The organism is Kitasatospora sp. NPDC127060, assembly GCF_042724935.1.
GTDB lineage: Bacteria > Actinomycetota > Actinomycetes > Streptomycetales > Streptomycetaceae > Kitasatospora.
In genome coordinates this window covers 1-15,053 of the sequence record NZ_JBHXEG010000001.1, presented here as the reverse complement: position 1 = coordinate 15,053, position 15,053 = coordinate 1, and the positions used below count along the sequence as shown (strand labels likewise).

The window sequence follows — 15,053 nt, the reverse complement described above, 5'->3', positions numbered from 1 at the left end:
TTCGTGGTGGAGCGGGCGGCGCGGCCTCGGGCCCTATCCGGAGGTCGCGCCGCGGTACCAGTACTCGAGGGTCAGCACGTGCCACAGGTGCTTGGAGAAGTCCCGCTGCCCGGCGGCGTCCTCGGCGACCATCCGGGCCAGCGCCTCGCGTCGCAGCAGGCCGGAGTTGACCAGCAGCCCGTCGTTCACCACCTCGCGCACCAGCGGCGCGAGGTCCCGGCTCATCCAGGCCCGCAGCGGGGCGCTGAACAGGCCCTTGGGCCGGTACACGATCTCCCTTGGCAGCACGGAGGTGGCCGCCTCCTTGAGGACGGCCTTGCCCTGCCGTCCGACGATCTTGCGGTCGCCGGGCACCGCGAAGGCCGCCTTCACCACCTCGACGTCCACGTACGGCACCCGTACCTCGGTGGACGCGGCCATGCTGGAGCGGTCGGTGTACGCGAGGTTGAGGCCCGGCAGGAACATCCGGGCGTCGGCCAGGCACATCCGGTTGACGAAGTCGTCGAGGTCGTTGTCCCGGTAGACGTCCGCGTGCTCGTCCAGCACGTCCTGGACCGTCCCGGCGAGGTCCGGGTCGACCAGGGCGAGCAGCTCCGCCCGGTCGTACATGGTGTAGCTGCGCCGGAACGCCGTCTCCTCCGGCAGGTCGGCGAAGGAGAGGAAGCGCTTGGCGAAGCGCACCGAGCGGTACCCCCGGCGGGCGGTGGCGACCGGCAGCCGGTCCACGGCCGCGCCCAGCCCGCGCCGCAGCGGCCGTGGGACGCGCTGGTAGCGCAGCGCCAGCCGGTTGGCCAGGTGCTTGCGGTAGCCGGCGAACAGCTCGTCGGCGCCCATCCCGGAGAGCAGCACCTTGACCCCGGCCTCCCGGGCGGCCGAGCAGATCAGGAAGGTGTTGATCGCGGCCGGGTCGCCGATCGGCTCGTCCAGGTGGTGCGTGATCCTCGGCAGCAGGTCGAGCACGTCCGGGGCGATCTCGATCTCGTGCAGGTCGACGCCGAACCGCTCGGCCACCCGCCGGGCGTAGCGCAGGTCGTCCGGCATCGCCTCGAACCTGGCGTCCTCGGCGCGGAAGCCGATGGTGTAGGCGGAGATCCCGGGCTTGTCGCGGGCCGCCAGAGCGGTCAGGTAGCTGGAGTCCAGGCCGCCGGAGAGGAAGGTCGCCACCGGGACGTCGGAGAGCAGGTGACGCCGGGTCGACTCCTCGACGACGGCGGCGAGGTCCGGCCGCTCGCCGGCCCGGGCGCGGTCCCGGCCCTCGGCGGCGACCTCCCGAAGGTGCCAGAACCGGCCGTGCTCCACCCGGCCGTCGGGCCGGCACCGCAGCCAGCTGCCCGGCGGCAGCTTCTCCGCCCCGCGGAACGCGCAGCGGGAGTCCGGCACCCAGTAGTAGAGCAGCGAGGCGACCAGCGCGGCGTGGTCCACCTCCAGCGAGCCGCCGGTGGCGGCGGCCAGCGCCTTGAGCTCGGAGGCGAACACCAGGCCCCCGCCGCGCCGGACCAGGAACAGCGGCTTGATGCCGAGCTGGTCGCGGGCCAGCACCAGTTCACCGGTGCGCTCGTCGAAGATCCCGAACGCGAACATCCCGCGCAGCCGGGGCAGGCAGTCGGTGCCCCAGCGCCGCCAGGCCTCCAGCAGCACCTCGGTGTCGGAGGTGCCGCGGAAGCGCACCCCTGCGGCGGTCAGTTCGGCGCGCAGCTCGGGCGCGTTGTACAGCTCGCCGTTGTACGTCAGGACGAGGCCGCTCCTGGCCATCGGCTGGGCGCCGGTCCCGGAGAGGTCGACGATGGCCAGCCGGCGGTGCCCCAGCTGCACCTCGCCGTCGCCGACGGGGTGGCCGTAGCGGCCCGCGCCGTCCGGGCCGCGGTGGGCGAGGGTGTCGGTGAGCAGGTCGGTCACGGCCTTGCCGTCCGGCCAGCGGTACGTGCCCGCGATGCCGCACATGTGCTACCTCGCCTCCTGGTCGCTGTCGGGGACCCTTGAGGTCCACATCGGTAGTCGTTCCGTCCGCCGCCGGCCCGGCAGGCTCCGGGTCGGCCGGTCACCCCGGCCGCGCGGCGCGGTGTGCGGCCCGTCCCACAGGGTGCCGTCGGTCCGGTCACGCGGATCGGGGTCGATCAGCACCACGCCGAGGACCGGGATGCGCTGCTCCGCGAGCCGGCGCGCCACGGTGTGCAGCCAGGCGGCGCTGCCGTGCCCGGCCCGGACCACCAGCACCGTGCGGGTGCCGAGGTAGCGCAGGTCGGTCCAGGCCGTGCCGGGGGCCACCGAGCCGACCCCGAGCCGGCGTTCCGGCAGGGCCACGGCCGAGGCCCGCTCACCGCCGATCACGGTCGGGCCGCCCGGTTCCGGGCGGCGGTCGGCGAGCTGGGGGCCCGGCAGGCCGTCCACGACGGCCACCGGCCCCTCCGCCGACAGTTCCGCGGCGAGGTCCAGCGCGATCGCCACCGTGCTGTGCGCGCAGCCCAGTTCCAGCAGCGACACCGTCTCCGCCGAGCCGCGTACGGTACGGGCCAGGGTCGCGGTGAGCCTGGTCCGGGCCGCCCTGGCCCGGCGCGACAGCCGGCGTCCGGCCGGGCGCCGGGGCGCCCGGTTCAGCTCGGCGATGACCGAGGCGCCGAGGTTCGCGGCGACCTCCCGGCGCAGCACCGGGCGGTCCGCGACCACCGCGCCGACGGCGGCCGCCGCGATGCCGAGGACCAGCCCGAGGACGGCGCCGATCCCGCCGTCGGTGGCGGCGGCGGTGGGCAGGGACTGCGGCACCGCGCGCGCGGCGTCCACGATCCGGGTACCGGCCACCAGCCGGGGCGTGCCGACCTGCGCCTCGGCCGCGCGCTGGCCGAAGTCGGTGATCCGGGAGGTGAGTTCGGCCCGGCTGGCGTAGAGCGACTCCAGGTTCGCCGAGGCGTTCGGTCCGCTCTGCTGCGCGCCGTCCCCGATCTCCTTGTTGACCTGGGCGAGTTGGTCCCGCATCCGGTCGCGCTCGTCGAGCAGGGCCTTGGCCTGGGCGTCGGCAGCGTCCTGGAGCCGCTTCACGTGGTCGGCGACGAACGCCTCGGCCAGCGCCTCGGCCCGGGCCCGCGCCTCGGTGTCGCTGCGGCCGGTCGCGGTGATCTGGAGCAGGTTGTTGGTCAGGCCGAGGCCCGTGTAGTCCCGCATGAAGTCCTCCGGCTTCTGCGCGGAGCCGAGGGCCTGGAGGGCCTTGCCGGCGATGCCGCTGGTCTGCAGCAGGGCGACGTCGGTGCGGATCAGGGTGCCGGGGTCGTTGGGCTGGTCCGCCTCGTGCGCGACCAGCACCTTGGTCACCGCGGTCGGCGGCGGCGGCTTCAGGACGGCCACGGCCGCGCCGAGCAGCAGCCCGACCAGCGCCAGGGCGCACCAGAGGCGGCGCCGGCGGCGCACCGCGACCACCAGGGCTTGGAGGTCCAGCAGCGGCGGGGCCGGCGGCGGCTCCGCGGTCGTGCTCGTCGTCACCCCGACCCTCTCCCCGTGTCCTCGCCGACCGCGAGGGCCGGCGTGGCGGCCTCCGGGTCGTGCTCCTCCCCGACGGCCGGCGTGACGGCCTCCTGGTCGCGGTCCTCCCCGACGGCCGGCGTGGCGGCCTCCTGGTCGCGGTCCTCCCCGACGGCCGGCGTGACGGCCTCCTGGTCGCGGTCCTCCGCGACGGCCGGCGCGGCCCCGTCCCCGGCCGTCCGGGCCGGCCCGGAGCGCCCCGGGCGGGCCCGGACGGTGCCGGCCAGCACGATCCCGAGCAGTTCGTGCCCGGCGTCCAGGCACGCCCCGCCGATGCCGGCCAGCTCCCCCACCGTCCGGCCGCCCGGGCTGAGCACCACCACTGCGCCGGACTCGTCCGCGCGGTCCGGCAGCAGCGGCCGGTGCGCCGCCACCCCCACCACCCGCAGCAGCGGCTCGTCCCCCGCCTCGGCGAGGAGCTGCTCGGCGGCCCGGCGGGCCGGCTCGTCGCCGTCCGGGACGACGACCAGCAGCCGCCGGGGACCGGGCAGTTGGTCCCGCAGCCGGTCGCACACCCGCCGGTAGCGGAGCCTGCGGTCGGCCTCGTCGCCGGCGTCGTGCGGGACGGGCAGGTCCCAGCGGGTGTCGATGCCCAGCAGCCGGCGGGCCAGGGCCCCGGGGCCACCGCCCCGCAGCCGCCGGGCGGCCCGCTCGACGGGGACGTCGACGGCGCCGAGGACGGTCGCGCCCAGCGCGGCGGCGATCTCCGCCCCGGTGCGCGGCCGACGGCTGGTCCGGGCCGCGGCGAGGTGGCCGATGACGGCCAGCAGGACGGCCAGCAGCGCGCCGGCGGCGATGAGTTCCGTCCGGGTCGGCGGTGCCTGGGCGGACGGCCGGGCCGCCGCGCCCATGACGACCAGGTTGGCCTTGTTGGCGCCCGGGTCGACCTGGTCCAGCTTCTTGATGGCGTCCTGCAGGGAGGTGCGCAGCTTCTCCAGCTCGGTGCGGGTCTGCACGCTCTCCACCGTCCGCCCCGGGTCGGCCGAGGCCGCCAGGTCGGTGATCCGGCGGCTGGCCTGCACCACCAGCTGCCGCAGCGCCTCGGGCTGCGACGCCTCCGGGTCGCTGCCGTCGCCCGCGACCCGGGCGGCGAACGTGACGAACTGGTGGGCCACCTGGTCGGCGAGCTGCTGGGCGCGCTCCGGGGTGTCGGCCGTGCCCGAGATCTTGACGATGTTGCCGTCCGCGGCCGTGGCGCTCACCCGGTCCTGCAGCTCGGTGCCGCTGACCCCGGGCCAGCCGAGCGAGGCGGCCGCCTGGTCGAGCACCACCGAGCTGGTCGCGATCTCCGCCTGGGTCAGCAGCTCGCGGTCCTGCCACACGCCCGGCAGCAGCACCGACGCGGACGTGGTGTAACTCGGCGGGAACAGCAGCGAGGTGCCGTAGCCGGCCAGCGCCCCCACCAGGGCGAGGACGGCGAGCAGCCGCCAGCGCCGGCGGAGGATCCGGCCGACCGCGGCCAGGCGTATCGTGTCGTCGCTCAACGGGGCGGCCTTCTGCGTACCCGGGCCGGGCGGCCCGCCGCTGCCGGGGCGCCGTCACCGCAGGCGGCGGCGTAGGCGGCGAGCAGCGCCCGCTGGGAGTTGCGCCAGGCGAGCGGCCCGTTGATCCGCTCCTGGCCGAGTTTGCCCATCCAGGCCCGCTTCTCCGGGTCGTCCAGCAGCTGCGCGACCAGCCCGGCGAACGCGGACTCGTCGTTGGCGGGCGCGTAGAGGGCGGCGTCGCCGGCGGAGACCCGGGCCTCCCGGAGGTCGAAGGAGACGATCGGGCGGCCCATCACCATGTACTCCAGGACCTTGTTCATGGTCGACACGTCGTTGAGCGGGTTGCGCGGGTCCGGGGACAGGCAGACGTCCGCGGTGGACAGGTAGCGCACCAGGTCGGCGTCCGGGACGCGCCCGGTGAACTGCACCTGGTCCGCGAGCCCGAGCCGCCGGGACAGCTCCACCATGGCGTCGAAGGTGTCTCCGCCGCCGACGAACACCGCGTGCCAGTCGGTCCGGCCGAGTTCGTCGCGCAGCTTGGCGAGCGCCCGCAGGGCGTAGTCGACGCCGTCCTGGGGGCCCATGACGCCCAGGTAGCACAGCAGATGGGGCTTGCCACGCTTCAACTCCGGCTCGGCCGGCACCGGTCGGAAGCGGTCGGTGTCGGGCGCGCTGCGCACCACGAAGACGTCCTCGGGCCGCCTGCCGCCGCGGCGCAGCGCGACGTCCCGGTAGCTCTCGTTGGTGGCGAGCACGATGTCCGCGGCCCGGTAGGTCCGGCGTTCCAGGGCGCACACGGCGCGGTAGAGCAGGTCCTCGCCGCGGTCGAACCGGGAGAGGTACAGCTCGGGCACCAGGTCGTGCTGGTCGAAGACGAAGCGCGCGCCGCGCCGCTTGAGCCACAGGGCGGGCAGGAACAGCAGGTCGGGCGGGTTGCAGGCGTGCACCACGTCGACCGGGCCGACCTTGCGGGCCAGCCGGGCCGTGTGCCAGAGCGCGGATCCGTACTCCTGGAGGTAGCCGGCCGGACCGCCGGTGGCCGCGCGCAGGGGGTAGCGGTGGATCCGCACCCCGTCGATCAGCGCCTCCGGTTCGGTGTCCCGCTTGCTGCCCTGCGGGCAGATGACGTGGACCGTCCAGCCCGCGTCGCGCAGCGTGGTGCACTCCTGCCACACCCGCCGGTCGAAGGGGACCGACAGGTTCTCCACCAGGATCAGCGCGCGGCGGCCGCGCCCGTCGCCGCCGGCGGTCTCGTTGAACTCCGCGTCACCAAGCAAGGCCCGTGTACCCCGGTTCGGCCCGGCGCGCCTCGGCGTCGGGGAGGCGGACGAGATCGACGATCGCCGGACTGCCGCCGTGCGGCAGGGCCGACAGGACGGCCGGGTCCTTCGTCCCGACCACGCACACCTCGGCGTGCTCCAGCACCTCCTGGACGGAGTCCACGAGCAGCTGGGCGAGGTGCGGCAGCCTGGTCTCGATGTACTCGCGGTTGGCGCCGAGCAACCGGGACAGGTTCACGTTCGGGTCGTGGATCCGCAGGTCGTAGCCCTTGCCGAAGAGCTGCTCGGCCAGCTCGACCAGCGGGCTCTCGCGCAGGTCGTCGGTGCCCGGCTTGAAGGACAGGCCGAACAGGCCGACCCGGCGCTTGCCGGTGCGCTCGACCAACGCGACCGCGCGCTGCAGGTGTTCGGCGTTGGAGGGCAGCACGTGGGAGAGGATCGGCACCGCCACGTCGGCCCGGTGCGCCGCGTGGACCAGGCTGCGCAGGTCCTTGGGCAGACAGGAGCCGCCGAAGGCGAAGCCGGGCCGCAGGTAGGCGCGGCTGATGTTCAGCTTGCGGTCGGCCAGGAAGACGTCGATCACCTGGTGCGAGTCCACCCCGAGGGCCTGGCACACCGCGCCCAGCTCGTTGGCGAAGCCGATCTTGAGGCCGTGGAAGGCGTTGTCCGCGTACTTGATCGCCTCGGCCGTCGGGACGGGCACCCGGAACACCGCGCCGGGCAGCCCCTCGTAGAGTTCCTCGACCACGTCGCCGCTCGCCGGGTCGAGTTCGCCGATGACGGTCTTCGGCGGGTCGAAGAAGTCCCGCACGCTGGTGCCCTCGCGCAGGAACTCCGGGTTGACGGCCACCCCGAAGTCCACTCCGGCGGTGCCGCCGGTGTGCTTCTCCAGGATCGGCACCAGCAGGTTCAGGCAGGTGCCCGGGAGCATGGTGCTGCGGAACACCACGGTCTGCCGCCCGCCCCGCTCGGCCACCGCGGCGCCGATCTGTTCGGTGACCCGCTCCAGGTAGTCGGTGCACAGGCTGCCGTTGGGCTCCGAGGGCGTTCCCACGCAGACCAGCGACACCTCGCTGCCCATGATCGCCTCACGGACGTCGGCGGTGGCGCGCAGCGCCCCGCTCGCCACCACCTCGGCGATGAGTTCGCCGATCCGCTCCTCGACCACCGGGGCCTTGCCGGCGTTGACCAGGTCGACCTTGACCTGGTTGACGTCCACCCCGATGACCTCGTGGCCCAGGCTGGCCAGGCACGCGGCCGACACGCAGCCCACGTAACCGAGCCCCAGGACACTGACCCTCATGACCCGTTCCTCCCCTCGGGCAGGCCCTTGTGGCCGGCCGTCCGCACGCCGTCCGGACGGACGGCGCCCCCACCCATCAGTAGGCCCCCTGCCCCTGGAGCACGGCCCGCAGCGTCTTCCAGAGGATCACCGTGTCCAGGGCGAGCGACCAGTCCTCCACGTACCGCAGGTCCAGCCGGACGGCCTCCTCCCACGGCAGGTCGCTGCGCCCGCTGATCTGCCACAGGCCGGTGAGGCCGGGCTTGACCAGCAGCCGCCGCCGGATGTCCGGGCCGTACGCCGCGGACTCCTCCGGCAGCGGGGGCCGCGGGCCGACCAGTGACATCGAGCCGGTGAGCACGTTGACGAGCTGCGGGAGCTCGTCCAGCGAGTACCGGCGCAGCACTCCCCCGACCCTGGTCACCCGGGGGTCCCGGCGGAGCTTGAACAGCAGGCCGGCGCCCTCGTTGCGGTCCGCCAGCTCGGCCCGGGCCCGGTCCGCCCCGGGGACCATGGTGCGGAACTTGACCAGGGTGAAGGGGCGGCCGTCCTTGCCGACCCGGTGCTGCCGGTAGAGCACCCCGCCCCGGCTGTCCGCCGCCACCAGCAGGGCGACCAGCAGCATCAGCGGGGCGAACAGCACCAGCAGGACGGCGGCGCCCAGCCGGTCGACGACCTCCTTGACCGCCCGGGGGCCGCCGGTGAAGGCCGGCATGCTGACCCGCAGCATCGGTATCCCGAGCACCGCGTCGACGTGCAGCCGTGGACCGGCCACCTCCATCAGCACCGGGGCGACCACCATCTCGGCGTCGCCGCCCTCCAGGTTCCAGGCCAGCCGCTGCAGCCGGTCCGGCGTCCAGTACGGGTCCGGGGTGACGGCGACGACCCGGTAGCCGTCCCGGCGGACGTGGTTGGCGACGTCCGCCAGCCGGCCGACGACCGGCACCCCGTCCAGCCGGTCGGCGCCCCGGCCGAGGGTGTACGGCGTGCACACCGCCTCCACCCGCCAGCCCAGGTGCGGGAACTTGCGGGTCCGGGTGATCAGGTCGCGCACGGTGGCCGGGCTCCCGGCGGCGAGCACCGGGCGCAGGCACCGCCCCTGGTTGCGCTGCTTGTGCAACCACAGCCGCAGCAGGTACCGCTCGGTCATGGTGACGACCGTGATCGCCGGGATGGCGACGAAGATCCAGAGCCTGATGTTGTGCGAGCCGAGGGCGATCCCGCCGAGCGCCAGCACGACGGCGGCCGTGAAGAGCGAGCGCCCGAGCCGGCGGAACTCCTCGGCGCCCTGACCGAGTACGGCCGCGGCCCACGCCCGGCTCGTCGCCAGCGCCCCCAGCACCAGCAGTTCGGTGCCGAAGGCGAGGATTCCCCACTTCTCGTGCCAGTTGGCCGCGTCCCGGACCCCGAAGAACCCGCCGATCGCCGCCACCACGAAGGCGGTGGCCACGGTGTCGCTGATGATCACGGTACGGCGGTACCGCTGCTCCCAGTCGCTCTCGGACCGGCCGATCGTCCCGTTCGCCACCGGACGCCTGCGCACCGAGGGCAACGGGCCGGCTAACTCTCCCTCCCCCTGCTCCACATCCCCCTTCAACTCACCGCTGGGTTCGACGTGTTCGCTCCACACGGTTCCTCCCCCCAGGAGGCTCGCGCCCCTGCCCTGTCCCTCCCCGGGAGACCCCGCCTCCCGTGTGCCGCGCTGTTCCTGACCGCCGGGAGACCCCTTCCCGGCGAATGGCGAATGGCAAGTTGCAAACGGCGAATCGGCTCGGTGCAGCGCTACCTGAAACGTCCCACCCGGGCAGCGGCGGACTCGCTCGTCCTGCCGGATCCCCTGGGTGCGCGGGAGACCGTCGACGACTGCGCCCCGCACTCGTGGCCCCGTCCCGGGCCAGGATGATCACAGTCCGTCGTCACCCCGCTTCCGTCCGTGCGGGGCGAAAATCAATGTAGAGCATCCGGGCCACCCAATGAGGGGGATGTGTGAAACACGTGCTCCGAATCTGAACTGCGGGTGATCGAACAGCGGCTGCCCGTAGGCACGTTGGGGGTGCGGACGGGCACCGTGACCTGCCCGTAGGGGGGTTCGGCGATCACCGGACCCAGCCGCTCCGAGAGATCGATTGACTGATCGTCAGGGTCGGTTTCACGCAACGGTGTTCATATTCGGCCACCCGCCCGGCGACCGCTCCCCGCTCACCCGTCCGGCGGGTTCCGGTCCAGGAAGCGGAGGCCCTGCCGGAGGTGGGCGCGCGGGTTGGTGGTCAGGTGGCGCGCCCAGTCGGGTCCGGTCTCGCCCCGCCGGTGGGCGTAGCAGGCCAGTGCGTACCCGAGCATCCGCTCGCTCAGGTAGCCCAGCCGCGAGGTCGACCGACCCCGGCCGTTCCGGGTGAGGTCGACGGCGGAGTTGGCGGTGAACACGCCGAGGCCGAAGTGGACGGTCAGCAGGTCGGTGAGCGGCTCGTGGTCCCGCCGGACCGTGGTGATCCGCCGCTCGTCCAGCAGACGGACGTGGCCCAGCTCGTGGGCGATGGTGGCGACCAGCGCGACCGGACGGGCCGCCAGGCGCCGGTCGATCGCGATCACCGGGCGCCCGCCCTCCCGCCGGTAGTGCCCGGCGGCGGAGCGGGACCGGTAGCCGAACCCGAGAGCGTCGGCCATGGCCCGCTCGCCGTCGTCCGGCTCGATCTCGACGGTCAGCCGCTCGGGCGCCACCTCCAGGTACCCGCAGAGCCGGGCGACCACCCCCCGGATGTCCCCCTCGGAGCCCGCGTACGGCCCCGGGAAGAACTCGGCGGTCGGCAGCACGGGGGCCCGGTCCAGCACCTCGCGGCCGAACTCGGCGGCCAGCCAGGCCATGGACTCCTCGATCCAGACCCGCTCCTCCGGCCCGACCGGGCACTTGGGTGCGAACAGCGGCATGACCGCCATCATCCACCACCGCCCTCCGTCACCCGAGTGCCGGGCCGTACTGGCGGCGGCAGCGCACTGCCCGCACCGTGGTCGGAGGGGCGATCAGCACAAGGACGGTCAACATGGGCACGAACGACTCCGCACCCCGCGTCGTGGTGGGTGTCGACGGCTCCTCGTCGTCGTACGCCGCACTGCGCTGGGCTATCCGGCACGCCACCCGGATCGGCGGCGTGGTCGACGCGGTGGGCGCCTGGGAGCCGCCGAGCCACTACGGCTGGTCAGCGCCGGTGGTCGACACGTCCTTCGACAAGGACCTCGCCCAACAGCGCTTCGCCGACGAACTCCGCGACGTGCTCGGCCCGGACCGGCCGGTGCCGGTACAGGAGCGCCTGGTGATGGGCGACCCCTCCGACGTCCTGCTCGACGCGGCCCGGGGCGCCGAGCTGCTGGTGGTCGGCAGCCACGGCCGCAGCGGCTTCACCCGCGCCCTGCTCGGCTCGGTGAGCACGCGCTGCGCGCAGCACGCCGACTGCCCGGTGGTCATCGTCCGCGCGCAGTGACCCTCGCCCTGCTCCCTCTCCCTGCCCTGTCTTGATCGTCCTTCTTGTCGAGAACGCTCTCCGTCGGACGGCCGAGGCCGTTGACACGGTCAGGGCGCGCTCCTAGCGTGGCGCAATCGATTACCCATGAGTAGGGACCGTTGATGGCCGCGCCCCGCCCGTACGACCTCGTCCTGTTCGGTGCCACCGGGTTCACCGGCGGGCTCACCGCCGAGTACCTGGCCCGGACCGCCCCCGAGGGGTGCCGCTGGGCACTGGCCGGGCGGGACGAGGGCAGGCTCGCCGCCGTCCGGGCGCGGCTGGCGCGGATCGATCCGCGGTGCGCCGACCTCCCGCTGCTGGTCGCGGACGCCGCCGACCGCGAGGCGCTGCGGGCCGTGGCCGCTCGGGCCCGGGTGGTCATCTCCACGGTCGGGCCGTACCTGCGCCACGGGGAGCCGCTGGTGGCCGCCTGCGCCGAGAGCGGCACCGACTACGTGGACCTCACCGGCGAGCCGGAGTTCGTCGACCGGATGTACCTCCGGCACCACGAGCGGGCGGTGGCCAACAACGCGCGGCTGGTGCACGCCTGCGGCTTCGACTCGGTGCCGCACGACCTCGGCGTGCTGTTCACCGTCCAGGAGTTGCTGCGCCGGGGCGGACCGGCGGCCCGGGTCTCGGTCGAGGGCTTCGTCCGGGTCGGCGGCACCTTCTCGGGCGGCACCTTCGCCTCGGCGATGACGGCCTTCTCCCGGCCCCGCGCGATGGCCCGGGCCGCCCGGGCCCGCCGCGCGGTGGAGCCCCGGCCGAAGGGGCGGCTGGTCCGCACCCCGGTGGGCTTTCCGCACCGGTCCCGGGCGGCCCGGGCCTGGGCGGTGCCGATGCCCTCGATCGACCCGCAGGTGGTGTCCCGCTCGGCCGCCGCACTGGCGGAGTACGGCCCCGACTTCGGCTACGTCCACTACGCGGCGGTGCGCCGACTGCCGATCGCCCTGGGCGGCGTCGCCACGGTGGTGGCGCTCGCCCTCGCCGCCCAACTGCCGCTGCTGCGCCGGGCGCTGGGGCGACTGTGGCAGCCGGGTGACGGGCCGGACGCGGAGCAGCGGGCGCGCTCCTGGTTCGCCGTCCGGTTCGCGGCGCGGGCCCATGACGGGCGGACGGTCCTGACCGAGGTGTCCGGCGGCGATCCCGGCTACCAGGAGACCGCGAAGATGCTGGCCGAGTCGGCGCTCTGCCTCGCGTACGACGATCTGCCGCCGGTGGCGGGGCAGCTGACCACGGCGGTGGCGATGGGCCGCCCGCTGATCGACCGGCTGATCGCCGCCGGCCTCTCCTTCCGGGTGCTGGACACCCCGCCGAAGGCCGCACCCGGCCGGTAGCGGCCGGGGAGAAAGGTAGCGGCCGAGGCGAGAGGCAGCGGCGGTCGCCGCACGCCCCGCCGTCACGCCCCGCCGGTCGGCCTGAGTTCGCGTTCCAGCGCCGCGAGCGCGAACGTGTGCGCGGACATCCGCTGCCAGCGCGGCCGCCCGAACATCACGTCCTCGGACAGCCCGTTGAGCATGGCCACCGACCTGATGACGAACTCGGGAAGGTCCACCTCGGCGAACCGTCCCAGCGCCCGGCCCTCCAGGATGACGGCCTCCAGGCGTTCCTCCCAGGCGTCGGAGAGCGCGGTGAGGACGTTCCGTCCCTCGTCGTCATGGCGCTGGGCCAGGACCTGCGTCCACAGCGCGTAGCGTTCGTCGCCCGGCTGGCGGGGCAGGTAGAAGCGGACGTACAGCGCCAGCTTCTCGGCGGGGGACGCGGCCTCGGCCGCGGCCTGCTGGAACCGCGCCCCGAGGTCCGCCTCGCTCCACACCAGGACTTCGAGCAGCAGGCGGTCCTTCTTCCCGAAGTGGTACAGGATGTGCCCGGTGCTCATGCCGGCCCGCTCGGCGATGTCGGACATCCGCACGGCCGCGGCGCCCTTCTCGGCGATGGCACTGATGGCGGCCCGCATCGCCCGGTCCCGCGCCCCGTCGCCGCTGGGCGTGGCCAGCATGCGCGGCGGCCGCGCGGGCTGGGGCTCCGACATCGCCATGTCCTCGTCTCGCTCTCACCGTCTCGACTGCCCCGACTGCCCCGACCAGCTCGGCCGTCTCGCTTCTGGGCATCTAGATCGCTAGTCTAGACTGAAAATCTAGTCAGCGAGACTGGGGGCCGCACGCCCGCACGATCGCCCGCACGATCGACCGGACGACCAGCGGTCCGCCCGGCCCACCCGAACAGCCAGGAGGCATCCGCATGACGCGGGGATTCGACGTCGTGGAGACCAACATCGCCGACCTGCGCGCGGCGCTGGAGAAGGGCGAGACCACCGCGGTCGGGCTGCTCGACGCCTACCTCGCCCGGATCGACGCGTACGACCGGCCGGGCACTCCCACCGCGCTCAACGCGATGGTGGTGATGAACCCGAACGCCCGCGCCGAGGCCGAGGCCTCCGACGCCCGCCGCGCCCGCGGCGAGACGCTCGGCCCGCTGGACGGCATCCCGTACACCGCCAAGGACAGCTACCTCGCCGAGGGCCTGACCGCCGCGGCCGGTTCGCCGGCCTTCGAGCACCTCGTCGCCCAGCGCGACGCCTTCGCCATCGAGCGGCTGCGGGCCGGCGGCGCCGTCCTGATCGGCCTGACCAACATGCCGCCGATGGCCAACGGCGGCATGCAGCGCGGCGTGTACGGCCGCGCCGAGAGCCCGTACAGCGCCGACTGGCTCACCAGCGCCTACGGCTCCGGCTCCTCCAACGGCTCGGGCACCGCGACGGCCGCCTCGTTCGGCGCCTTCGGCCTCGGCGAGGAGACCTGGTCCTCGGGCCGGGCGCCCGCGTCCAACAACGCGCTGTGCGCCTACACCCCCAGCCGCGGCGTGATCTCGGTACGCGGCAACTGGCCGCTGGTGCCCACGATGGACGTGGTCGTCCCGCACACCCGCACCATGGCCGACCTGTTCGAGCTGCTCGACGTCATCGTGGCCGACGACCCGGAGACCCGCGGCGACCTGTGGCGCGCCCAGCCGTGGGTGGCACTGCCCGCGGCCTCGCAGGTCCGCCCCGCCTCCTACCCGGCGCTCGCACCCGCCGACCCGGCCGCGGCCCGCGCCGCGCTGGCCGGCAAGCGCGTCGGCGTCCCCCGGATGTACATCAACGCCGACCCCGAGGCCGGCACCAACCCCGAGGGCGGCATCGGCGGCCAGACCGGCCGGCGGATCGACACCCGCCCCTCGGTGATCGAGCTGTGGAACGCCGCCCGCCGCGACCTGGAGGCGGCCGGCGCCGAGGTGGTCGAGGTCGACTTCCCGGTGGTGTCCAACTACGAGGCCGACCGCCCCGGCGCGCCCTCGCTGTTCACCCGCGGCCTGGTCGGCCGCGACTTCCTCACCGTCGAGATCGAGGACCTCTCCGCCTGGGCCTGGGACGACTTCCTGCGCGCCAACGGCGACCCGCGGCTCGCCACCCTGACCGAGGTCGACGGCGCCCTCATCTTCCCCAAGCAGGAGGGTGAACTCCCGGACCGCTACGAGGGCTTCGACGACGCCATCGGCGAGTACCCGCGCTTCGTCCGCGAGCGCCCGTACGCCTCCTTCACCGACATGCCGCACCTCGAGGAGGGGCTGCGCGCGCTGGAGGAGACCCGCCGGGTCGACCTGGAGCTGTGGATGGACGAACTGCGCCTGGACGCCGTGGTGTTCCCCACCGTCGCCGACGTGGGGCCGGCCGACATGGACGTCTCCGAGGCCTCCGCCGAGCTGGGCTGGCGCAACGGCGTCTGGGTCGCCAACGGCAACCTGGTCCCCCGCCACCTCGGCATCCCGACGGTCACCGTGCCCATGGGCACCATGGCGGACATCGGCATGCCGGTCGGGCTGACCTTCGCGGGCCGCGCCTACGACGACAACGCCCTGCTGACCCTCGCCGCCTCCTTCGAGGCGACGGGCGACCGCCGGACGGTCCCGCCGCGCACCCCGCGCCTGCCCGCCGAGTGACCTGACGGCGTCGCGGCACCGC

The 15,053-nt window shown here is 74.4% G+C and carries 11 protein-coding genes; 3 read left to right on the top strand and 8 right to left on the bottom strand.

Going from position 1 to position 15,053, the window contains the following annotated elements; genetic code table 11:
- Positions 1-33: 33 nt before the first annotated feature.
- The 7 genes from asnB to ACFWIS_RS00025 form a co-directional block, all read right to left on the bottom strand.
- Entirely contained in the window at positions 34-1,941 is a 1,908-nt protein-coding gene (asnB, locus tag ACFWIS_RS00055; RefSeq protein ID WP_380455532.1) for an asparagine synthase (glutamine-hydrolyzing), read from the bottom strand.
- A gap of 3 nt (positions 1,942-1,944) precedes the next feature.
- Positions 1,945-3,471 carry a Wzz/FepE/Etk N-terminal domain-containing protein gene (locus tag ACFWIS_RS00050; RefSeq protein ID WP_380455530.1) on the bottom strand — a complete coding sequence of 509 codons (1,527 nt, stop codon included), beginning with the start codon at positions 3,469-3,471 and terminating at the stop codon, positions 1,945-1,947.
- Positions 3,468-4,994, bottom strand: coding sequence for a Wzz/FepE/Etk N-terminal domain-containing protein (locus ACFWIS_RS00045; RefSeq protein WP_380455528.1), 1,527 nt, complete (start codon positions 4,992-4,994; stop codon positions 3,468-3,470). Before ACFWIS_RS00045 ends, ACFWIS_RS00050 begins: the two co-directional genes overlap by 4 nt.
- Entirely contained in the window at positions 4,991-6,271 is a 1,281-nt protein-coding gene (locus ACFWIS_RS00040; protein WP_380455526.1) for a glycosyltransferase family 4 protein, read from the bottom strand. The genes ACFWIS_RS00045 and ACFWIS_RS00040 overlap by 4 nt, the downstream gene beginning before the upstream one ends.
- Complete coding sequence (locus ACFWIS_RS00035; protein ID WP_380455524.1) at positions 6,261-7,577, bottom strand: nucleotide sugar dehydrogenase; 1,317 nt, start codon at positions 7,575-7,577, stop codon at positions 6,261-6,263. The genes ACFWIS_RS00040 and ACFWIS_RS00035 overlap by 11 nt, the downstream gene beginning before the upstream one ends.
- A 76-nt stretch (positions 7,578-7,653) precedes the next feature.
- Positions 7,654-9,141 carry a sugar transferase gene (locus tag ACFWIS_RS00030; protein ID WP_380455613.1) on the bottom strand — a complete coding sequence of 496 codons (1,488 nt, stop codon included), beginning with the start codon at positions 9,139-9,141 and terminating at the stop codon, positions 7,654-7,656.
- 614 nt (positions 9,142-9,755) lie between these two features.
- On the bottom strand, positions 9,756-10,481 hold the full coding sequence (locus tag ACFWIS_RS00025; protein ID WP_380455523.1) for a hypothetical protein: 726 nt from the start codon (positions 10,479-10,481) through the stop codon (positions 9,756-9,758).
- Between the two features lie 113 nt (positions 10,482-10,594).
- Between ACFWIS_RS00025 and ACFWIS_RS00020 the strand changes: the two genes are divergently transcribed.
- Both ACFWIS_RS00020 and ACFWIS_RS00015 read left to right on the top strand, forming a co-directional pair.
- Entirely contained in the window at positions 10,595-11,032 is a 438-nt protein-coding gene (locus tag ACFWIS_RS00020; protein ID WP_380455521.1) for a universal stress protein, read from the top strand.
- Positions 11,033-11,175: 143 nt separating this feature from the next.
- Positions 11,176-12,390 carry a saccharopine dehydrogenase family protein gene (locus ACFWIS_RS00015; RefSeq protein ID WP_380455520.1) on the top strand — a complete coding sequence of 405 codons (1,215 nt, stop codon included), beginning with the start codon at positions 11,176-11,178 and terminating at the stop codon, positions 12,388-12,390.
- Positions 12,391-12,452: 62 nt separating this feature from the next.
- Here ACFWIS_RS00015 and ACFWIS_RS00010 read toward each other — a convergent pair whose 3' ends face one another.
- Positions 12,453-13,085 (bottom strand): TetR/AcrR family transcriptional regulator, encoded by a 633-nt coding sequence (locus tag ACFWIS_RS00010; protein ID WP_380455518.1) that lies wholly within the window; start codon positions 13,083-13,085, stop codon positions 12,453-12,455.
- Between the two features lie 209 nt (positions 13,086-13,294).
- Between ACFWIS_RS00010 and ACFWIS_RS00005 the strand changes: the two genes are divergently transcribed.
- On the top strand, positions 13,295-15,031 hold the full coding sequence (locus ACFWIS_RS00005) for an amidase (protein WP_380455516.1): 1,737 nt from the start codon (positions 13,295-13,297) through the stop codon (positions 15,029-15,031).
- Positions 15,032-15,053 lie beyond the last annotated feature (22 nt).